The organism is Shewanella mesophila (assembly GCF_019457515.1).
GTDB classification, from domain to species: Bacteria; Pseudomonadota; Gammaproteobacteria; order Enterobacterales; family Shewanellaceae; genus Shewanella; species Shewanella mesophila.
Window position 1 is genome coordinate 2,869,202 of the sequence record NZ_CP080421.1, and the last position, 21,956, is coordinate 2,891,157.

Sequence of the window (21,956 nt, forward strand, 5' to 3'; positions counted from 1 at the left end):
GACGCCAAATGAAAGTGCCAATAGCCACAAAGGAAAACATATACCTATGTTTGACTCAACATTTGAAGTATCAAAAGTTTTTGCTCTCAGTAAGTTCAATGAAACCTACTTACCAAGCGTAAATAGGAATACCTTTGAGCGCCTGGACTCAACTAGCTTATATAACAAACAATTTAAAGAATCGTTTTCACAAGTAGATGTACTGCAAATTGTCATTGGTCTTGATTCTGGTTTACTTGCAAATTACGTAATAAACAACACTATACCAGAGGGAAGTAAATTTCTCTTTGTAGAACTCAATAGTATTCTGAACTTATTAAACATCGACATTCCCAGTCACCAAAAAGATAAAATAGCAGTATGTGACTTAGCATCATTGCCAGACCTTCTAAAAGGAGAGCTTTACAATCTTTTTATCGTCAAACAACAATTTTTAATTCATCAATCGCTTGCGGTATCTGGTCATTACATCGATGATTATACCATTTTAAATCAAGAAGTTGAAAAGATCATTGAACACGAGTTTTTTGAGCGAAGTATCGGATTTAATCAAAAAATTTTTATAAAAAAACAACTTGAGAATGTTGCCGAAAATCTGGTGCCTGCTTCAAGGTTACGCAACAGTTTTAAAGGGAAAACATGTATAATATTGGGAGGTGGTCCCTCACTAGATACTAACCTTAAATGGATTAAAAAAAATCAAGATAAATTCATCATATTCTCAGTATCTCGCCTAGCAGGTAAACTTACAGAAGAAGGTATTCATTCCGATATTTTAGTGTCAGTCGACCCACAAGATCACGCATTCGAAGTATATAGAGAGATGATGCCTCTAGCAGGTAAACATCTATTAATTTGTTCACATCATGTAAGTCCTCAGATCATAGGTCAATGGAATGGTAGCGTAATGTACACATCTAAACGTTTTCCTTGGACGCCAGATGATAAGTGTGACAACTTTTTAAACGCTGGTCCTACAGTAACAAATAGTGCTATTCAGATAGCTGATGAAATGGGATTTAATCGGATACTTTTATGTGGGGTTGATTTTTGTCACTCGCAAACTGGGGTGACACACGCTCAAGGAACATATGATGCAGAGTTACCCCCCAATATTGGAAAAATGTTTGAATGGGTAGAAACATACTCTGGTGAAATGGCCGAAACCCCAATTCAACTTCTTCATGCCGCACGATCACTACAAGATAAAGTAGCAGAGTCACCACAAATCGACTTCATTAACTTATCTGAAAACGCAGCCAAAGTAGCAGGTGTGAGCTATTGTGATGCTAACTCAATTAGCTTAACACCGATTGACTACGAATTTAGCAATATACTTTCGCCTGATTCATACCTAATAACTACATCAGAAAAAGAACTGGACCTCAAGCATTGCATCAAAGAATTAACCCACGCGAATGAAAGGTTGGTTAAATTAGAATCATTATTAAAAGACGCTGAAAAATTAACAAATGATATCAGTAACTCTCCTAGTGACTCGCACAAAATAGGCCCACTATCGGAACAGCTCGAAAAAATTGAAAAAAGGATTAATAACAGTTTCTCTGCAGAATCTACGTTAATAAAATTTTATGGTTACTATGAATTTTCTAAATTTCTATCAACCAAAAACAGCTCTGATTGGACTCAATCACAGATCAATCAGATGTCAAAAACATACTACAATGCATATTTAACGATTTGTGTTGAACTACAAGCTTTAATTGATGCTGCTATGTCACGCACACACTCAAGGCTGGAAGAGTTGCATCCTCGTGGCGATATAGTAGCTCTTGTAAAACAATGGACAAAAGACAACCAATCTGGACGCGCGCTAATTTGGCAGACAATTCATCAAGAGAAAGTTCCATTATTATCTAGCGAAGAAAGCAGCCTTTTAAATAGAACAATCACAAGTTATCAGCAACGGCTTAATGATAAAAAACCTAATAACAACGTTGAGGATATCAACAACATTCAACAAGCACATGGAAAGCTTGAAATTTTATTTAGAAACAAACACTTACTAGGTATTTCTAAAATGGTGCAATATTTGCACCCCCATAGAGACAGTAACAAGCCAGAAATAAAAGCATTATACTGTCTCGCATTGAGTTACAAATTGACGCTAGAGGGCGATGACGAGGAAGCCTTAAATACATTACTTTCCATTGCACCAAAACAAAGGAAAGAGAATGAATTAAAACACTTTATAAAATTATCTTTAAAACTAAATAAACTCGATTTTACATTAGATTATTTTAAGCAAATAATCCAATACAGCGATGAATACCTCCCTCAATATGCCCATGCGTTAAGGCTCAATGATAAACCACAGGAAGCCCTAAACATTTATCTTGATTACTTGGATAAGTACCCTGAGGATATCCCTGTCCTCCTAAAACTCGGTATTTTCTTAGCCGAGTTTGGTCAAATTGATGAAGCTAAATCGTGCTTTCAAAATGCACTAGACTTAGATCCAAACAACCAAGCCGCAATGAGTTACCTACAACAGATTGGTTACTAATTCTGACTATTCTGTGCCAGTACGGTAATTTATCGGCTGGCGCCGTTTCCTTTGTTGCCTATCAAACCGTATAATAATCGCCGAATAAATCATACATTCCAATAGCGAGGCTCTGTGGCACATACTTACATCCCACTCGAACAATACAAACGTAAATGGATCTTTAATCATAAAGATCTGCCTGTTACCGATGAAGATAAGGCGGGTATCAAGCCGCTAGATCAGAAATCGTCAATGGAAGTGTGGAACAAGTGGATCAGTAATAAAAGTAGCCGTACAGAACAGTTTACCAAAGGCGATTGGGCAGCCAAAGTAGATGCGTGGATCGAAACCGATCATTGGCAAAGCGCTTGGGATAGCGAGGCAGTCGAGCTACCTGAATTGCTGCGTAACCATATCGATTGGTCAGATGATACCCTAGTCTATTTTTGCTATGAAAAATATCAAGTTATTGAAACCCGCTGGGATCTGTTTGTCCGTAATTGGAAGAGTTTCCTATTTTTCGATGATGGCCCACTATTGATCTCCCCTAAGAAAAAGCAAGCGGTGATTTTTCATCAAAGCGGCCAATATCAGATTGGTCATCGCGGCTAATACACACTCTCCAACATCACACAAAAATAACAAAGAGGTTTTATGAAGTTCCTCGTAACATTTGCGTTAGTAGCAACTTGGTTTCTCACATTTAACGTAAGTGCTAAAACCGTCGCCGATATCGACATTGCAGACGACATCGATATTGCAGGACAAACACTGCAACTTAATGGCGCTGGTGTACGCAGTAAATTTTTTATGGATCTCTATGTCGGTAGTCTTTATACACCCAGCGTAGTGAGCGATACTCAAGCGGTATTAGATGCGCCAGTTGCAGTAATACGCCTCAATATTACCTCAGGCATGATCACTTCAGATAAGATGCACAATGCCATCATCGAAGGCTTTGAAGATGCAACCGATGATAAAGTTGAACCAATACAATCGCAAATTGATGCTTTTATGGCGCTGTTTTCTGATGACATTGTTGAGGGAGATCAATTTACATTCGAAGCAAAAAAAATGTTCGGTGTTACCGCCTATAAAAATGGCAAGCCACAAGCGACGATAGGGGGAGAACCATTTAGACAGGCCCTATTGATGATATGGTTAGGTGATAAACCTGCTCAAAAAAGCCTGAAAAAGGCGATGCTGGATAACTAAATATTGTCGAAAATCCCATGATTAAAAGAAAGACCAAGTCTAATTGACTTGGTCTTTCTCACATTTCTGTTTTAAAACTGGTTAAAATTTATATTCTGCAGCTAACGCACAGGCTAGCTGAGCATCGATCTCTTCAGTACTACGAGGTTCACTCAGCTCAAGCTCACTATTAAAATAATAACCAAGATACGCGTTTAGCGACAATGATTGAGAAGCTGCCCATCCCGCTCGAACAAAACCCACTAACTCATCTATCTCCATGGTGGTGTCTTCGTCCCTAACCAAAAATCTTTGTGTCCGTTTAGAAGTTCCAAGACCAAAATCAACAGCGTCGCTCAAGCGGTAACTTAACTCTAATCCCGCAGGACCACTAAAGCCGGTCGAAAAAGGATTACCCAATTTTAGCTTGTCCGTTATCTGCCAGTTAACCGCCAAATAGGGAACGGTGCGTACTTCTGAGATATCGTTAAGATAAGCGACCCCGAGCCCCAGCATATTGCCATTTTCAAATCGATACATACCTGACGCTACCATACCGTAACTCTGGGCATTGGAAAATGAGGTGCCATCGGCATAAGCATATTGAATTTTAGGCGAAAATATAAACATCCAATGTTTATCAGGACGGTAGCTCAAGCCAACACTCGCACTATAGCGATCAACCGACGGCCATGTCTGAATCTTGTTCCCCAATATAGTCCCTGCTCGGCTTCCCCAATCATAATCGAGCCGGTCATAGTTCACGCCAAAACTCATCGACCACTGCTTATTTAATGGGATTGCCGTTTTAGCACCAAATAACCATGCGTCTCGCTGTAGTTGTAAATTACCGTTACCCACATCGGCATCACCAGTTCCAATACGTGAAACACTAAGACTAAGGGGGGAGTAAGGCTTAGCTGCAGCGTGTGAAACTGGCATACAAGCACACCAGCCGAGCATTAATGACAAGATGACTATCTTCGATTTCTGTGCAGAGTCCATGCGATCTCCATTAGTGCACAAGAAAAACCAACTATCTCATGCCAAACAAAATGCCGATTTAAATATCGTTGACTGACTTATACGATATTAAGCCCATTTGAGATCATTAGTTTAAACTAATTTTCAACACGATAAGCACGTAAAAACATATTGACTGACGACTTAATATACTCACTGCGACCCGCGCTAATATCGTCAACGGGTAACCCAAGCTCTAACCTTAATCGCATCTCACCAAAAAGCATCATACAGAGCTGTACCGCGGCGTTACGAAGATGACCAAATCGATATTCACCGATCGCCTCTACTTGGTCAAAATAGGTTTCCAACAACTTGAGCAAATGTTGCGGCCCTGCATTAAAAAAGAGCTTTGATAGTTCTGGATGAGAATCTGACTGGGCTACACAAGTTTTAAACACATCGAGTGCTTCGGGTGAGATAATCATCTCACCAAAATAGACGCCAAACTGCATCAGTGCCGTTTGCGGTTGTTTAGGATCGACAAACAGCTCATGTGTGACTTGATGAACAACACATTTAGACTCTATTGAGGCAACAAATAGATCGTCTTTGCTACCGAAGTGAGAGTAAACGGTTTGCTTAGAAACGCCCGCCTTCTTAGCCACTTCGTCCATACTGGTATTGGGAAATCCTTGCCCACAAAATAGCGCTATCGCAGCTTCTAATATCTGAGATCGCTTTTGCTCACTGCGGCTAAGGGATGAATGAACCATTACAACTCCATACTCTGGTTATTAAAATAAACGACATATTCGACAAAAAAACTAGACTAGACAGTCTAGTTTGCTTGAATTAGACTGCCAAGTCTAGATTAACGTTTTATTAACCTGAAGTTAACCATGGAAGCGTGTCAGAATGAAAATTTTTAATCGCAAAGACTCTGCATCTGCCCTGCTGTTTTTTACCGCTGCGCTCTTACTCGGTGGTTGCCAGCAGCAAAATGACAGCCCGACTGAAACGCCACACTATCCAAAGGTTTCGAGTCATATATTGGTTCAATCTGACACTTACGATATCTCGCAACAATTCACAGGCATTATCCGCTCGGGTAACACTACCGCTATCGGATTTGAATTGGCAGGTAAAGTTAATCATTTAGCAGTTGATAGCGGCAACACGGTTGTAGCAGGACAAATGTTGGCCACGCTAGACACCTCTTTACTCGAAGCGGAAAGCCAAGAGTTACACGCCAATCTTGCACAAAACAGCGCAAACCTACAGCTGGCTAAAAACACCTTGAATCGCAGCCTAGAACTGAAAAAACAGGGATATACTTCAGAGCAGCAACTCGATGAACTTAAAGGCCAACTCAACAGCTTGCAAGCGGCCAGACAACGACTCATCGCTGCTCTTGATGCCAATAAGCTCAGAATCAGCAAATCAAGATTAACGGCACCATTCGATGGTGTTGTCGCAAAGCGAAATCATAATCTTGGCGAGGTCGTAACCATAGGTTCGCCACTATTCACCCTTATCGAGCACAATAATCCACAGGCAATGGTTGGCGTGCCAGTGAATATTGCTCAGGTTCTAACCCCAGAGCAAAAGCTCACGCTGATTGTCAATGACCTAGCATATCAGGCTACTGTAGCGGGTGTCGGCGCAGAAGTGAATCCTGTGACTCGAACGGTTCCGGTCCGCTTTACCCTGCCAAATGATGCGCCAGTGCTAAACGGTGAACTCGCCTATTTACAATACGGCAAGTCGGTCGCTACAAAAGGATATTGGATCCCCATATCGTCACTAACCGATGGCTTAAGAGGATTATGGAACATCTATGTTTTAACAAAGCATGATAACGATCAGTATCTTATCGAACGCAGGGACATTGAGATCATCTACACCAAGGGGCAACAAGCCTATGTCACTGGCGCGATTTCCGCCGGAGAGCAATACGTGACCCAAGGCCTACACAAACTCGTCGTTGGTGAACTCGTCACTCTCAATGCCAATGTTGCAACGAGGTAGATGATGATAAAATCGCTAGTTGAAAACGGACGCCTAGCAAGCCTTGCTATTGCACTGCTAATTGTCGCTGGATTGGGGGCGATAAGCAGTCTTCCTCGTATGGAAGATCCTAATATCACCAATAGATTTGCCTCTGTCGTTACTCAGTATCCAGGCGCCTCCGCTGAGCGCGTCGAAGCCTTAGTCACCGAAGTGTTAGAGAACCAACTCAGACGATTAGAGGAACTCAAACTTACTCAATCGACGTCACGGCCTGGGATCTCAGTGATTCAGCTGGAACTCAAAGACAGCATCACAGAAACCGATCCCGTCTGGTCTCGAGCGCGAGATCTACTTAACGACGCCAAAAACACCCTGCCAGCCAATGCGCAAAACGCCCTACTCGATGACCAATTGGGTTACGCCAACACGGCCATTTTGGGACTGGTTTGGACAGGTTCTGGAGAGCCTCGGCTCGATATCATCAATCGCTATGCCAAAGAACTACAAAGCCAGCTGCGTCTAGTCAGCGGTACAGACTTCGTTAAACTCTATGGAGCCCCGACCGAGGAGATCCTAGTTCAGCTTGACGGTAACAGAGTCAATCAGATAGGTCTTAGCCCTGCCAGCATTGCTCAAATTCTTGCCAACGCCGATACCAAGGTGTCTGCTGGTGAGATCAATAACGACAATTTTCGCGCCTTAGTCGAGGTCTCTGGCGAACTAGATTCCCTCACTCGAATTAAACAAGTACCGCTTAAGATCGATGCCAATGGTCAAATCATTCGCTTATCTGAAGTGGCAGAAGTCGTCAGACATCCTAAGACGCCTGAACGAAATATAGCCTTGATCGAACAGCAGCAAGGCGTCATGATTTCGGCGCGAATGCTGAGCAATACTCGGGTCGATCTTTGGTTGCAACGAGTACATAAAGTTGTTGACCAGATGCAGTCGGAGCTATCGGCCAATGTCGAAGTTCAATGGTTATTTGACCAAGAGGGATATACAACTCAACGGCTCAGTGACTTAATTGGCAGCCTATTATTGGGCTTCATTATTATTCTTTTAGTATTAATGCTCACTCTAGGGCTTAGAAACGCGGTGATCGTCTCCATTTCACTGCCCCTTACCGCCCTATTCACCCTTGCTTGCATGAAGTATATTGGCCTGCCGATCCATCAAATGTCGGTAACTGGGCTTGTTGTTGCCCTTGGGATCATGGTCGACAACGCCATTGTGATTGTTGATGCGATCGCTCAGCGTCGCCAGCAGGGACTCGATAGACTCACAGCGGTTCGCGACACACTCAAACATTTATGGTTACCATTAGCTGGCTCAACCATAACCACCATGTTGGCTTTTGCTCCCATAGTATTGATGCCAGGCGCAGCTGGAGAGTTTGTCGGCGGCATCGCCATATCTGTAATGTTTGCCCTACTGGGTTCCTATATCATCTCCCATACCTTAATAGCCGGATTAGCAGGCCGTTTCGGCTCGAAAGGTGCATCGAATAAATGGTACCAACAAGGCATAAGCTTCCCGGCACTTAGCCGAACTTTTACCTTCACCCTTAATCATGCCCTGCAGCGGCCACTGCTTGCTGGTGTGCTAATCGGAATACTGCCCATCGGCGGATTTATTGCCGCAGGCCAAATGACCGAGCAGTTTTTTCCGCCATCAGATCGAGATATGTTTCAAATAGAGGTCCACTTACCACCACAATCGAGTATCAAGAATACTCGCACTGTCGTCACTCGTATTGACGCTAAGCTAAGAGAAACTGGGGAGATGCAACGGCTAGACTGGGTGATCGGCAGTAATGCGCCTTCATTTTATTACAACCTACTGCAGCGGCAGCAAGGCGCGAGCAACTATGCTCAGGCCATGGTTAAAGTCGCTAACTTTGACGCAGCTAATCGACTTATTCCCACGCTACAGAAAAGCCTGGATGACGATTTTCCTGAAGCACAGATTCTCGTGAGAAAACTCGAGCAGGGCCCGCCGTTTAACGCCCCTGTCGAATTTAGGATCTATGGACCTAACCTAGACAAACTAAGAGAGATAGGTGATGAGCTCCGGCGCATCTTGATCACCACAGATAATGTGATCCACACCCGGGCAACCCTGAGCGCTGGCGCCCCTAAGGTCTGGTTTCAAATCAATGAAGATGCCAGCATGATGAGTGGGCTCTCCCTGACAGAAATTGCCAATCAGATCCAGATGGCAACGACGGGTATTAATGGCGGTAGCATATTGGAACAAACCGAATCTTTGCCTATTCGGGTTCGAACCCAAGAGCTGACTCGAGAGCAACAAACCAAATTATCAGAGATCAATTTAATCTCGAAAAATGGTACAGGAATACCGTTAGCGGCTTTATCGACTAACCGTATCGATGTCAGTCTAGGCGCGATTCCAAGACGGAATGGGCAAAGGGTCAATAGTATCGAGGCTTATCTAGAGAGTGGTGTGTTGCCACAACAAGTACTCAATCACGCCAAAATCCGTATCGATAAACTGCAGCTTCCCGCAGGATACAAAATTGAAGTGGGCGGAGAGAGTGCCAAGCGCGACGAAGCGGTCGGTAATCTCCTGTCTAACATCGTCTTAGTTGTTACTTTGCTTCTGGCGACCGTAGTGCTCTCTTTTAACTCATTTAGGCTAACAGGCATCATTTTACTTAGCGCGGTTCAATCGGCAGGGCTTGGATTATTGGCCGTCTATCTATTTGGTTACCCCTTCGGGTTTACCGTGATCATAGGCCTCTTGGGGCTAATGGGGCTGGCAATTAATGCAGCAATCGTTATCTTGGCCGAACTAGAGGATATGCCCAATAAACGACATGAAACCACCGCAGAGATAGTCAAAATAGTGAGTAGTTGCGGTCGTCATATCGGCTCGACTACCATTACCACCATTGGTGGCTTTATCCCACTCATCATCTCTGGTGGCGGATTCTGGCCACCATTTGCTATCGCGATCGCCGGTGGAACCTTGCTCACCACCCTCCTTTCACTGATATGGGTGCCGACCATGTATCAGCTAGTAATGAAAAAAAATCAAGCTCAAATTCGATTAACGTCGACAATACAGCAATAGCATCAACCAATTCGACTATAACAATGAGGTAAGTTACAGACTTTGTGACTCACCTCATTTATTAGCTACTATTTTAGAAAAATGAAACGAGACTTTGCTAAAACACCCTAATTTTCAGAATGCTTGATTGAAATAGACCTACATCAAATCTTTTTTCATACCGTTCAGCTACATTACTCTCACGATATTGAAACTAACGGATTGTCGAGATGAACTATAAGAATTGGGCAATTGCAAAACAGATTGGTGTACTCGCCTTTGCCCTCACCCTCATTGTATTTAGCATTCTCGGAAGCATCTCATACATAACTGCGGCAAATGTGCTTAAAGATAAAGGCATGGACGCAATGAGAGCGCAAATGCATAGCACAGCAGATCTCATTGAACTTCAATATAGCAGCCTGCTATCACTGGCACGACGTAACGCCGATATATTACGTGAAATGTATCCGGGACAGTTTTTTAAACCCGATAAAACCGTTAAAGTCCTAGGTAAGGCCACGCCAGCATTAGTGCATGAAAAGGAGCAAATAAACGCCTCAAAAAGTAAGGTCGATCGTTATTCCAATCTCACCGGTGGCACAGCAACCGTATTTGTACGCGAGGGTGATGATTTTATTCGGATCTCAACCTCATTAAAAAAAGCCGATGGTAAACGAGCCTTAGGCACCTATTTAGGCCAATCTCATCCTGGTTATAAAGCGCTGATAAATGGCAAAGAATATGAAGGCTATGCCAAGCTATTTGGTAAGGATTACATGACCGTCTATCGCCCCATTATTGGCCCCAAGGGCGATATTATTGGCATTTTATACATAGGCTTTGATATTTCACAATCGCTGTCGGAACTGAAAACATCGATGAATCAGCTAAAGCTTGAAGAGTCGGGCTATTTCACCCTCATCCGAAATATTGACAATAGCATCATCGCCCAACCACATCAGTCATCTGGAAATGAGTTAACCACTGAAATAATTGATGGTTTAACCTTAGAGCAAGTCAAACTGAATGAGGGCTCATGGGAGTACCAAAATAGTCAGGGTGAAGCCATGTACGCCTATTCGTTAAATATTCCAGGGTGGGAATGGAGTTTACTCGGTCAAGCCAAAATGCGAGAGCTCAATGAAGAAAGCCTTCAACTGCTAGCTATAAATGCCATCGTGGCCTTTGCTGGTGTGCTAGTCATCACCCTATTGTTGTCTTTGGTGCTATTCAAAACCTTAAGACCCCTTAGAGAGCTACAAGAACAACTGACTAAGCTCGGTGAAGGGGACTTATCACAACGATTTTCCCCAGTATCAGATACCAGCGATAACGAGGTCGATAGAATTACCATAGGTGCCCAGCAGATGACCACCAGCCTAAGAACCTTGATCAATGCGCTGCAAACCTCAGTTAATACATTAGAAACTCAGGCACAAAGTGCCCAAGAGATAGCGAGGCTCAATGGTGACGAAGCTCAATCTCTAATGGCGCAAACGGACCAAATCGCCACCGCAATTGAAGAGATGTCCACCTCAATTCGCGATGTCGCAAGTCATGCCAGCGAAGGGGCAACTAAGAGCCAGCAAGTTGATAGTGCTTCACGCGATGGTCATCAACAATTAGAGCGGGTCGTTAAAGGACTTGCCAGCCTAAGTGAGCAACTCAGTGAAAGCCATGACAGTGTCGAAAATGTCAGTAAAGAGAGCGAGGCGATTAGCCAAGTCACCGAAGTGATCAACAGCATCGCAGAACAAACCAATCTATTAGCGCTTAATGCGGCAATTGAAGCTGCACGCGCAGGCGAACAAGGGAGAGGTTTTGCTGTGGTTGCCGATGAAGTGAGAACCCTAGCACAGCGAACTCAAACCTCGATATCGGAGATCAGCCAGACGATAAACCAATTGCAATCACAGATAAAAATGACGGCTGAGCAGATGGCACACAGCCATCAACTCGGTAACGTGTCGGCTAACCAAGGTGAGGAAGCGGCAGGACAACTTAACCAAATCACGGTACGCATTGGAGAACTCGCGATCTCATCGAGCAGTATTGCCAGTGCCACCGAACAGCAGAGTGCCGTTGCCGAGGAGATCACCCGTAATCTGCATCAAATTACCGAGTTAGCAAGAGAGGGTGAGCAGCGTGCAGGTGATACAGTCGATGCAGCCCAAAGCCTATCGGATCTCGCTCAAGAGATTAAACAGCAAATCAGCGTATTTAAGTCCTGATCTTATACTGGTATAACTCAGTTCTCAGTTAAAAAGCCGCAGTAGCGGCTTTTTAATTTTAAATAATACGGCAAAACTCGCCAAAATAGTAAGTACACTAACCATGCTGAAGCAGAGGATTTATTCAAAAGAACAACCTATCCTCACAAAACTGTTAACCAAACACCACCCATGTTACAATTTCGTCATCAAAATATGCACTTAACCCTCTAGTTGCGAAAAATTCTATAAAAAAACCATGAGCAGTCTGTAGCTAATTATCAATCATTAGTATCAGAACTAACTATATTCAATAATGACTGGCACGCAACAAACTCTCATTTCAAATAGTAAGCTCTGGTAAAAAGCGGCTAAGACGCGGAATGTAAACTAATATTGGTTGATGCAATTAAAGCAGATAAAACAGTGCTAACAGAAGTTTCTAGATTCATCGGATAGATGTACGTTCAGGATCATAGCAAGATGGTTCTGGCAACAACGACGCATAATTCAAACTAAATAAACAAGGATAAATGATGATTCGACATACACTTGTGGCCTCCTGTATCGCGCTAGCGCTTGCCGCTAATGCCTACGCAACGCCAGTTGATGAAGAGATCGCGGCACTTAAAGCTCGGATCGACCAATTGGAATCAGATAAGAAATCTGTGGAGCAAGACAAAGGCAACGACATTAAGTTTGGCGGTGCCGCTCGTTTCCAGTACACCTATGAAGACTACAACGATGATAATACGGATCGTGGTGGCGATTTTGACTTCGACTTATTTCGCCTCGATGTTAACGGTAATCTCGACGACATTATTTTTTCAGCCCAGTATCGCTGGTTCGAGTATATGAACGTGATTCATCATGCTTGGGTTGGCTACAACTTCAATGAAAAACACCAAGGTAAAATTGGTGTGACTCAGGTACCCTTCGGTATTTTGACTTATGCGTCAAACAGCTATTTCTTTAGCTCCAACTTCTACTTAGGCTTAGAAGATGATTATGATCTAGGTCTTAACTACACCTATAAAGGTGATAACAATCGACTCGATCTCGCTTTCTATAAGAATGATGAACAAGGCGGGCTTGATGGTTATGTCTCTGATAGAACCGACCGCTACGCCTACGATGTTGTTGGTATTCGGTTAGCTGGAGAAGGGATCTACGATGCACCAAGTGATGGCAACGCTGCTGCTGAGCTTAATACTTTCAATGGTCGCTACGCTCATAACCTGACATTTGATGAACTTAAAGTTGAACTCGGTGTGTCACTTCAGGCCGGTCAACTAGAGATCGAAAGCGGCGTCGATGGTGATAACGTCGCCGCCGCGCTGCATAGTGTGATCAACTATGATCGCTGGAACTTTAAGTTGCAGGTCACAGACTACAAATATGATGTCGATGGTATGGATCTCGAGCGTGTTGTGGTTGCGGCTTATCATTTCTACGACTCGATTCCTGCTGAAGCGACCACCTATGTGGCTAACGTAGCCTACAGCCTACCCGTTGACATTGGTCCAATATCCAACCTCACGTTCTACAATGATTACTCACTGATCACCGACAAACCATCGACTCAACCCGATACCTTCATGAATGTCACTGGCATGGCGATCACTGCAGGCGGACTGTACACCTACGTCGATTTTGTCGTTGCAGAGAATCAGCCATTTATCGGCGGAACTATGGTCGGTGACGGTGAAACGAACAAACGCCTGAATATTAACTTCGGTTACTATTTCTAATAGTGAATACCATCGGCTAAATGCTTGCTGTTTCCTCGATAACAAAAAACGAAAAAATCCGAGTGCGTAGACACTCGGATTTAATCAATTTCACAGATAGAACCAGCACCTGACGTACTCAATGAGAGTGTTCAAATGCCCCAAGAACTTAATCTTCTTTGCTCTCTGCGTCTCGGTCCATGTTTTCAGTATTTTCTAACCACAAGGCGTTAATAATACCAAAAGAACACGCTAGCAAAATGCCTAATATCCAAGCAAAATACCACATATTATCGGCTCCTATTTAGTAAAGTGACGTCTTGTTGTCTTCGATGTAGCTGCGACTTATACGGCCAAACATCTTAAAGTAAGTCCAAATGGTGTAGCTAAGTACAATAGGTACAAATATCGCTGCAGCCGCGGTCATTACGCCCAAGGTCATCTCGCTTGCGGTCGCATCCCACATAGTTAAGCTCACATTAGGCTCAAGTGATGATGGCATAACAAATGGGAACATAGCCGCACCACAAGTCAAAATGACCATTGCTATAGCCAGAGAGCTAAATAAGAACGCAAAACCTGAACGATTAAACTTACTCGCCAACAAGGCCAAAATCGGCAAGGCAATACCTAGGATTGGGAACAGCATAGTCACAGGATATTTATCATAGTTAACTAACCATGCACCTGCTTCTATCGCTACTGTTTTCAATGCTGGGTTTGATGCACCTTGTGTATCAATTGCCGAGGTCAACACATAACCGTCGATACCATTTGCTAACCATACGCCAGCCAAGGTGAACAGCACTGCCAATAGCGCTGCAAAAACTTGTGTGGCCTTAGCGGCGCGAACACGTAACTCACCTTCTGTCTTCATCTGCAACCAAGATGCACCTTGCATCATGAACATAGAGACACAGACAAGACCTGCTAATAATCCAAATGGGTTTAATAAACCAAACAGACCACCATGGTAAGTTGCACGCAGGTACTCATCAAAGTTAAACGGAACACCTTGCAGTAAGTTACCAAATGCCACACCTATGATGAGCGGTGGCACAAATCCGCCGACAAACAAGGCCCAGTCCCAAGTCTTACGCCATCTTGGATCTTCAATCTTAGAGCGATAATCGAAACCAATAGGACGCAGATATAAGGCGAATAACACCAACATCATAGCGACATAAAAGCCAGAGAAGGATACCGCGTAAACCATAGGCCAAGCAGCAAATAGTGCACCACCAGCGGTGATTAACCACACCTGGTTACCATCCCAGTGGGGGGCAATGGTGTTAATCATAATACGGCGCTCGGTGTCATCCTTACCAATAATAGGCAACAATGCACCAACCCCCATGTCGAAACCGTCGGTAACGGCAAACCCGATGAACAGCACACCAATCAGTGCCCACCAGATTAATCTTAATATCTCATAATCAAACATAATCAGATCTCCGGCTTAAGCATCTAGCTTTTCAAAGTGATAACGACCCGTTTTAAGGCTGCTAGGCCCTTTGCGAGCATATTTAATCATTAAGAACAGTTCGATAACTAAGAACACTGTATAGAACAGAGAGATAGAGATGATACTGAACCAAAGATCGCCAACCGTTAAACTCGATGCAGACATAAACGTTGGCAACACTTCAGAGATGGTCCAAGGTTGACGGCCATACTCAGCCACAAACCAACCACACTCGATAGCAATCCAAGGCAACGGTAAACTATATAACGCCGCTCTAAGTACCCAAGGTTTCTCCTCGATTTGATGGCGTGTGCTTTGCCAGAATGCGGCAGCAAATACCAGCAACATAATCACACCAAGACCCACCATCACACGGAAGCTCCAGAATATTGGGGCAACCGATGGAATAGAATCTTTAGCCGCAGCCTTAATCTGATCTTCAGTCGCATCAACAACCTTATCGGTATAACGCTTAAGCAATAAGCCATAACCTAGGTCGACTTTGGCCTCTTCAAATGCTGCACGAAGCGCCGGTGTTTCATTACCCGCACGAAGCTCGGTCAACATAGCATAGGCTTTCATCCCGTTGCGAATACGCTCTTCGTGTTCAACAATCAAATCACGAATACCTGTCACTTCTTCATCGAGTGAACGAGTGGCAATAATACCCATCGCATACGGGATCTTAATAGCATAATCGGTATGCATGGTTTCTTGATTTGGGAAACCTACCGCAGTAAATGCAGCTGGTGCAGGCTCAGTGTGCCATTCAGCTTCAATCGCGGCTAATTTAACGCGCTGCGCTTCACCAACCTTATAACCTGACTCATCACCAAGCACGATGACAGATAGGATAGAAGCCATACCAAAACTTGCTGCAATCGCAAACGAGCGACGAGCAAAAGGTAAATCACGTTTCTTCAGAATATAGTAAGCACTAATGGCTAACACAAACATCGCGCCCGCAACATAACCTGATGCGACGGTGTGAACGAATTTCACCTGGGCGACAGGGTTAAATATCACCTCTGCGAAGCTTGTCATCTCCATGCGCATGGTTTCGTAATTAAATACTGAACCCACAGGGTTCTGCATCCAACCGTTTGCAACCAAGATCCACAGTGCAGACATATTCGAACCAATGGCCACCAGCCATGTTACCGCTAAATGCTGACGCTTACTAAAGCGATCCCAGCCGAAGAAGAACATACCGACGAGCGTCGATTCAAGGAAGAAGGCCATCAAACCTTCGATAGCGAGTGGGGCGCCAAAAATATCCCCTACATAGTGTGAGTAATAAGACCAGTTGGTTCCGAACTGGAACTCCATCGCCAGACCTGTGGTAACACCAAGGGCGAAGTTAATACCAAACAACTTACCCCAGAACTTGGTCATATCTTTGTAGATCTGCTTATTGGTCATCACATAAAGTGATTCCATAATGGCTAGCAAGAATGCTAACCCCAAGGTCAAGGGAACAAATAGGAAGTGATACATAGCCGTCAGCGCAAACTGCAAACGCGAGAGCTCTACAACCTCTTCAACAATCATCAGTGACTCCTTAGGTGGTGCGATCATCTTTTTGGTTAGATCCCCATCAACCAAAAAAATGCCTAGTTAGGAATTTTATTATCAAAAGTGATTTGTAAACAGAAGGACTTACAAACCGCCAAAAAATTACATTTCAGTTAATTTGAGTTATACAGCGCCTCAAATAACCTGTTTACGACAATACTCGCGAGCTAGATCGCAAAAGCGATTACTTTTGCAACACACGTCACACCGTTGCCGCCAAAAATATCAATTTAAATGTTTTTTATCAGAAACTTACATAACGACACAGCAAGCATGCCATAGCTATTTTATACCACTCCAAATTGATGCAAATCAATCAATCAAAGCACGGATAACGGGTTTTGCGGACAACCACACACTTCACCCGCTAGCACCATTGCCAAAGTGTAAACATTGTGGTAGAAAAAACACTTTCAACCTAAAAAAATACTATTTAATACATTTTTAGCCAATATCAGCCTTAAGTAGGTATTTAACAAAATATAACAAATATATAGTTAAAAATACTAAACAAAAAACATCACACACTTAAACAAAAAAAACCATTAAAAACAACACATAAAAACAGTTAAACGCCAAAAAACCACATAGAAATCTATATACTCGATTATTTAAACTAATCCAACATATCAATTTTAATCGTTTGCTTGGATACCTGTTCATTATTAATATATGCCGTGTGTTAAGGAGACGGCTGACCAACCCGGTGAAGTAGCCCGGCAAAGTCCACCTCCGCTTACATCATCAATCACTGTGTGGAGATAGTAAAATGACCAAATTATTCGAACGTCTAGTTAACCGTTACAAGCGTACTTTTGTTGAACTGTATACCGCTAGAGAGCTGTAAACTGCTTTTAAACACCAAATTTACTTGAAGTTTTGTTAGCGCAAAACAGCCCTTGTTTCCCAATGGAAACAGGGGCTTTTTTCTTTTGATTCAGAAAATAGATACAGTCCGACATTAGTTTAGCACTTACTAATTAAAATACTCGAAATATTCCAGCAAAAGAGTTCATGATGATAAAGTGTCAGTTTATGGGGATATACGAAAAATAGCGCCATTAGCTAGTTTATAGAGTGGTTTAGCGTACCTTGATATAAAAATAGTTCACTAACCTTATGTATCTGCAGGTTTTTAAATTACCTATTTAGAGGTATAAAAAAAGGGCTTCGAATTTTCGAAGCCCTTTTTCACTCTTAAAAGAGTAAATTAATATTAACCTAATTTAGCCCTGACATTTCTAAACATCCTCATCCAAGGGCTATCTTCACCCCACTCGTCTGGATGCCAAGAATTAGCAACGGTTCTAAATACACGTTCAGGATGTGGCATCATGATAGTCACGCGGCCATCGCTGTTACAGATCCCCGTGAGTGCATTAGGTGAGCCATTAGGGTTTTCTGGATACTGAGTTGCAATATTGCCATGACCATCGACAAAACGCAGTGCGACAGTGCCAGAGGCTTCGGCTGCAAGCAACGCCTCTGGAGAAGCAAACTCCGCACGCCCTTCACCATGAGAGACAGCGATTGGCATACGTGAGCCTTCCATGCCTTCGAAAAATAGCGATGGACTCTTTTGTACTTCAACCAAACTGAAACGTGCTTCAAAACGCTCGGAGCGGTTACGCACAAAGTGCGGCCAGTGTTCAGTGCCAGGGATGATATCTTTTAAGTTCGATAGCATCTGACAACCGTTACACACACCGAGCGCAAAGCTGTCTTGACGCTCAAAGAAGCGGCTAAACTGCTCACGAGCACGGGCATTAAACAGAATCGATTTAGCCCAACCTTCACCCGCGCCCAGTACGTCACCATAAGAAAAACCACCACAAGCCGCTAAACCTTGGAACTCTTCTAGGCTAATACGACCCGAAAGGATATCCGACATATGAACGTCACGGCTTTCAAAACCAGCTCTGTCAAATGCGGCGGCCATCTCTAGATGAGAGTTAACACCTTGCTCACGCAAAATGGCCATCTTAGGTGCGGCGCCCTTAAGAATATAAGGCGCGGCAACATCTTCGCTTGGATCAAACTTCAAATCCACAGTCAGGCCTGGCGCATCGGCAACTTGCTTAAGTGTAAACTCTTCGAGTGCACACTCAGGGTTGTCACGCATTGCCTGCATACGGTAAGTGGTTTCACCCCAGATAGTTCTAAGTTCGGTACGCGACTCGACCAAAACCTCAGTATCACCATCTGTGATGCTAATAGTGTCACCAGCAACAGGTTTGGCGATACTATAACAGGCAACGCCTGCAGCTTGATATTGCGCTTTTATCGCACCTGCATCGGCCGCACTCACTTGGATCACGGCGCCAAGCTCTTCGTTAAATAGACGCTCTAAATAACTACCACTAAGCGCGCCGATATTGACGTTAAGGCCGGTATTGCCTGCAAATGCCATCTCAACTAAGGTAGTCAATAGGCCACCGTCACTGCGATCGTGATAGGCGATAACCGATTGCTCAGCCACTAGTTTTTGGGTCACGTCAAAGAAACCGCGAAGCAGCGCTGGATCATCAAGATCTGGCGCGCTATCACCTAGCTGACTATATACCTGTGCTAGACAAGAGCCACCAAGACGATTGTTACCACGGCTTAGGTCAACCAGCAATAACTCAGTTTCACCCTTATCGCTTCTCAGCTCTGGCGTCACTGTGTTACGGATATCTTGCACCACACCAAAGGCTGTGATCACCAATGACATTGGCGAGGTTACAGTCTTATCAACGCCATTGTCTTGCCATGCTGTCTTCATCGACATCGAGTCTTTACCGACAGGAATGGTCAGTTCAAGCTCGGGACACAACTCTTCACCTACGGCTTTAACCGCTTCATAAAGACCGGCGTCTTCGCCAGGGTGACCTGCGGCCGACATCCAGTTAGCCGATAACTTAATACGTTTAAATGAACCGATATCGGTTCCGGCGATATTCATAATAGATTCAGCAACCGCCATACGAGCCGATGCACCAAAATCTAATAATGCCAACGGTGTACGCTCACCCAATGACATTGCCTCACCGGAATAAGTATCAAAACTTGATGCGGTTACAGCACAATCGGCAACGGGCACCTGCCAAGGGCCCACCATCTGATCGCGATTAACCAGACCGGTTACACTGCGATCACCAATGGTGATAAGGAAGGTTTTTTCTGCCACTGTAGGTAAACGTAGCACGCGGCGCACCGCTTCTTGTAACTCGATACCCTCTTGCTTTAACGCTGGAGATTGTGCTTTTTTAGAGATCACATCTCGGCTCATCTTAGGCGCTTTACCTAACAGCACTTCAAGCGGCAGATCGATAGGTTTATTGTCAAAATGGGTATCAGACAAAGAAAGATGACGCTCTTCAGTCGCTTCACCCACTACCGCAAACGGGGCACGTTCGCGTTCACAGATCTTAGTGAAAATCTCAAGATTTTCTGGCGCAACCGACATCACATAACGCTCTTGTGACTCATTACACCAGATCTCTAATGGGCTCATGCCTGGCTCGTCAGACGGCACGTTACGTAGCTCAAACCTGCCGCCACGCTCGCCATCATTAACGAGTTCAGGAAACGCATTCGATAAACCACCCGCGCCCACGTCGTGAATAAATTGGATTGGGTTGTCTTCACCCATCTGCCAGCAGCGATCGATAACCTCTTGGCAACGACGTTCCATTTCAGGGTTTTCACGCTGAACCGAAGCAAAGTCTAAATCTTCGCTAGACTGACCCGAAGCCATTGATGAAGCAGCGCCACCACCAAGACCAATATTCATTGCAGGTCCACCAAGCACAATGAGCTTAGCGCCAACGGTGATCTCACCTTTTTGAACATGTTCTTCGCGGATATTTCCTAAACCACCAGCAAGCATGATCGGCTTATGGTAACCACGAACTTCTACACCGTTGTGGCTCGCCACTTCTTGCTCATAAGTACGGAAATAACCGACTAGCGCAGGGCGTCCAAACTCATTATTAAATGCCGCGCCACCTAGTGGGCCTTCGGTCATAATATCGAGGGCGTTTACGATACGCTCAGGTTTACCGTAATCTCCTTCCCAAGGCTGAACAAAGCCTGGAATTTTAAGGTTAGAGACACTAAACCCAGTTAAACCCGCTTTAGGCTTAGAACCGCGACCTGTAGCGCCTTCATCACGGATCTCACCACCAGAACCGGTAGCAGCACCTGGATAGGGACTAATCGCTGTCGGGTGGTTATGGGTTTCAACCTTCATCAAGATATGCATAGGTTCGGTATGGTAGGCATACACCCCACTTTTTTCTGGGAAAAACCGCCCTGCAACAGAACCTTCCATCACGGCGGCATTATCTTTATAGGCAGACAATACGTGATCTGGGGTCTTTTCGAAGGTGTTCTTAATCATTTTAAACAATGATTTAGGTTGAACCTCACCGTCGATAGTCCAATCGGCATTAAAGATTTTATGACGGCAATGTTCTGAGTTGGCCTGAGCAAACATCATGAGTTCAACGTCATTGGGATTACGATTAAGACGGACAAAGTTCTCGACTAAATAATCAATCTCGTCGGCAGCTAAGGCAAGGCCTAACTCAAGGTTGGCTAACTCTAGGGCGCGCTTACCTTCACCAAGAATGTTCACACTAGTGACTTTAGCTGGATCGGTACGGGTAAACAGTGCGATAGCCTGTTCAAACTCGGCTAAGATAACTTCAACCATGCGATCATGCAGCAAGCCTGCTAGCTGTTTTTGCTGTTCATCGTTTAACGGCTCACCTTGTACATAGTAGGCAATACCACGCTCTAAACGCTTAACTTTATTCAGTCCACAATTGTGGGCAATATCGGTGGCTTTGGATGACCATGGAGAGATGGTTCCAGGGCGAGGAGTGACAAAATACAGTGTGCCTTCTGGAGCATGTGCTTCGATAGCTGGTCCATAGGTTAACAATTTCGCTAGTTGTTCGGTCTCACTAACAGCTAAAGCATCAGTTAAATCGGCTAAATGAACAAATTCAGCATAGATATCTGTTATAGGAAGTGCTGCGTTTTCACAGGCTTCCATCAACTTTTGAACTCTAAATGCTGATAGTGCAGGGGCTCCGCGGATGATCTCCATCACGTCTATTCACCTTATATTTATAATTGCAGGGTCAGATCTGGCGCTATTATAGGGAAATGTCATACACAAATCATCCGTAGAGTCGCCTCAAAACAAAGTTTCCCGATATTTATTATCA

The 21,956-nt window shown here is 44.1% G+C and carries 13 protein-coding genes; 7 read left to right on the plus strand and 6 right to left on the minus strand.

Going from position 1 to position 21,956, the window contains the following annotated elements; all coding sequences use genetic code 11:
• Nucleotides 1-46 precede the first annotated feature (46 nt).
• From K0I73_RS12715 to K0I73_RS12725, 3 genes are all read left to right on the plus strand, one after another.
• A complete protein-coding gene (locus tag K0I73_RS12715) occupies nucleotides 47-2,527 on the plus strand; it encodes a motility associated factor glycosyltransferase family protein (RefSeq protein WP_220061466.1) in 2,481 nt (826 codons plus the stop codon).
• A 114-nt stretch (nucleotides 2,528-2,641) separates the two neighbouring features.
• Nucleotides 2,642-3,121, plus strand: coding sequence for a DUF2947 domain-containing protein (locus K0I73_RS12720; protein ID WP_220061467.1), 480 nt, complete (start codon nucleotides 2,642-2,644; stop codon nucleotides 3,119-3,121).
• A 42-nt stretch (nucleotides 3,122-3,163) separates the two neighbouring features.
• On the plus strand, nucleotides 3,164-3,724 hold the full coding sequence (locus K0I73_RS12725) for a chalcone isomerase family protein (protein ID WP_220061468.1): 561 nt from the start codon (nucleotides 3,164-3,166) through the stop codon (nucleotides 3,722-3,724).
• A gap of 81 nt (nucleotides 3,725-3,805) precedes the next feature.
• Here K0I73_RS12725 and K0I73_RS12730 read toward each other — a convergent pair whose 3' ends face one another.
• Nucleotides 3,806-4,708, minus strand: a complete 903-nt coding sequence (locus tag K0I73_RS12730) for a DUF6268 family outer membrane beta-barrel protein (RefSeq protein ID WP_220061469.1) — start codon at nucleotides 4,706-4,708, stop codon at nucleotides 3,806-3,808.
• Between the two features lie 116 nt (nucleotides 4,709-4,824).
• Nucleotides 4,825-5,442 carry a TetR/AcrR family transcriptional regulator gene (locus K0I73_RS12735; protein WP_220061470.1) on the minus strand — a complete coding sequence of 206 codons (618 nt, stop codon included), beginning with the start codon at nucleotides 5,440-5,442 and terminating at the stop codon, nucleotides 4,825-4,827.
• A gap of 142 nt (nucleotides 5,443-5,584) precedes the next feature.
• Here K0I73_RS12735 and K0I73_RS12740 point away from each other — a divergent pair, with 142 nt between their 5' ends.
• The 4 genes from K0I73_RS12740 to K0I73_RS12755 all read left to right on the plus strand — a co-directional run bounded on the left by K0I73_RS12740 (nucleotide 5,585) and on the right by K0I73_RS12755 (nucleotide 13,718).
• The gene (locus tag K0I73_RS12740; RefSeq protein WP_220061471.1) at nucleotides 5,585-6,697 is read left to right on the plus strand and encodes an efflux RND transporter periplasmic adaptor subunit; all 1,113 of its coding nucleotides are present in this window, start codon (nucleotides 5,585-5,587) and stop codon (nucleotides 6,695-6,697) included.
• Nucleotides 6,698-6,700: 3 nt separating this feature from the next.
• Nucleotides 6,701-9,775, plus strand: a complete 3,075-nt coding sequence (locus K0I73_RS12745) for an efflux RND transporter permease subunit (protein WP_220064374.1) — start codon at nucleotides 6,701-6,703, stop codon at nucleotides 9,773-9,775.
• A gap of 209 nt (nucleotides 9,776-9,984) precedes the next feature.
• Complete coding sequence (locus K0I73_RS12750; RefSeq protein WP_220061472.1) at nucleotides 9,985-11,988, plus strand: methyl-accepting chemotaxis protein; 2,004 nt, start codon at nucleotides 9,985-9,987, stop codon at nucleotides 11,986-11,988.
• A gap of 515 nt (nucleotides 11,989-12,503) precedes the next feature.
• Nucleotides 12,504-13,718, plus strand: a complete 1,215-nt coding sequence (locus K0I73_RS12755; RefSeq protein WP_220064375.1) for an OprO/OprP family phosphate-selective porin — start codon at nucleotides 12,504-12,506, stop codon at nucleotides 13,716-13,718.
• A gap of 148 nt (nucleotides 13,719-13,866) precedes the next feature.
• On the opposite strand, the gene cydX is transcribed toward K0I73_RS12755, so the two are convergent.
• From cydX to purL, 4 genes are all read right to left on the minus strand, one after another.
• On the minus strand, nucleotides 13,867-13,986 hold the full coding sequence (gene cydX, locus K0I73_RS12760; protein WP_220061473.1) for a cytochrome bd-I oxidase subunit CydX: 120 nt from the start codon (nucleotides 13,984-13,986) through the stop codon (nucleotides 13,867-13,869).
• A 15-nt stretch (nucleotides 13,987-14,001) separates the two neighbouring features.
• Nucleotides 14,002-15,141: a cytochrome d ubiquinol oxidase subunit II gene (gene cydB / locus K0I73_RS12765; RefSeq protein ID WP_220061474.1), complete on the minus strand. Its 1,140-nt coding sequence runs from the start codon at nucleotides 15,139-15,141 to the stop codon at nucleotides 14,002-14,004.
• Between the two features lie 15 nt (nucleotides 15,142-15,156).
• Nucleotides 15,157-16,713 carry a cytochrome ubiquinol oxidase subunit I gene (locus K0I73_RS12770; protein WP_220061475.1) on the minus strand — a complete coding sequence of 519 codons (1,557 nt, stop codon included), beginning with the start codon at nucleotides 16,711-16,713 and terminating at the stop codon, nucleotides 15,157-15,159.
• A 1,240-nt stretch (nucleotides 16,714-17,953) separates the two neighbouring features.
• A complete protein-coding gene (gene purL, locus K0I73_RS12775; RefSeq protein ID WP_220064376.1) occupies nucleotides 17,954-21,835 on the minus strand; it encodes a phosphoribosylformylglycinamidine synthase in 3,882 nt (1,293 codons plus the stop codon).
• Between the last annotated feature and the right edge of the window lie 121 nt (nucleotides 21,836-21,956).

Coding starts and splice junctions, on each gene's coding strand:
- K0I73_RS12745 (WP_220064374.1), top strand. CDS start 6,701: ATGATAAAATCGCTAGTTGAAAACGGACGCCTAGCAAGCCTTGCTATT.
- K0I73_RS12755 (WP_220064375.1), top strand. CDS start 12,504: ATGATTCGACATACACTTGTGGCCTCCTGTATCGCGCTAGCGCTTGCC.
- purL (WP_220064376.1), bottom strand. CDS start 21,835: ATGGAGATCATCCGCGGAGCCCCTGCACTATCAGCATTTAGAGTTCAA.
- K0I73_RS12750 (WP_220061472.1), top strand. CDS start 9,985: ATGAACTATAAGAATTGGGCAATTGCAAAACAGATTGGTGTACTCGCC.
- K0I73_RS12730 (WP_220061469.1), bottom strand. CDS start 4,708: ATGGACTCTGCACAGAAATCGAAGATAGTCATCTTGTCATTAATGCTC.
- K0I73_RS12715 (WP_220061466.1), top strand. CDS start 47: ATGTTTGACTCAACATTTGAAGTATCAAAAGTTTTTGCTCTCAGTAAG.
- K0I73_RS12770 (WP_220061475.1), bottom strand. CDS start 16,713: ATGATTGTTGAAGAGGTTGTAGAGCTCTCGCGTTTGCAGTTTGCGCTG.
- cydX (WP_220061473.1), bottom strand. CDS start 13,986: ATGTGGTATTTTGCTTGGATATTAGGCATTTTGCTAGCGTGTTCTTTT.
- cydB (WP_220061474.1), bottom strand. CDS start 15,141: ATGTTTGATTATGAGATATTAAGATTAATCTGGTGGGCACTGATTGGT.
- K0I73_RS12735 (WP_220061470.1), bottom strand. CDS start 5,442: ATGGTTCATTCATCCCTTAGCCGCAGTGAGCAAAAGCGATCTCAGATA.
- K0I73_RS12725 (WP_220061468.1), top strand. CDS start 3,164: ATGAAGTTCCTCGTAACATTTGCGTTAGTAGCAACTTGGTTTCTCACA.
- K0I73_RS12740 (WP_220061471.1), top strand. CDS start 5,585: ATGAAAATTTTTAATCGCAAAGACTCTGCATCTGCCCTGCTGTTTTTT.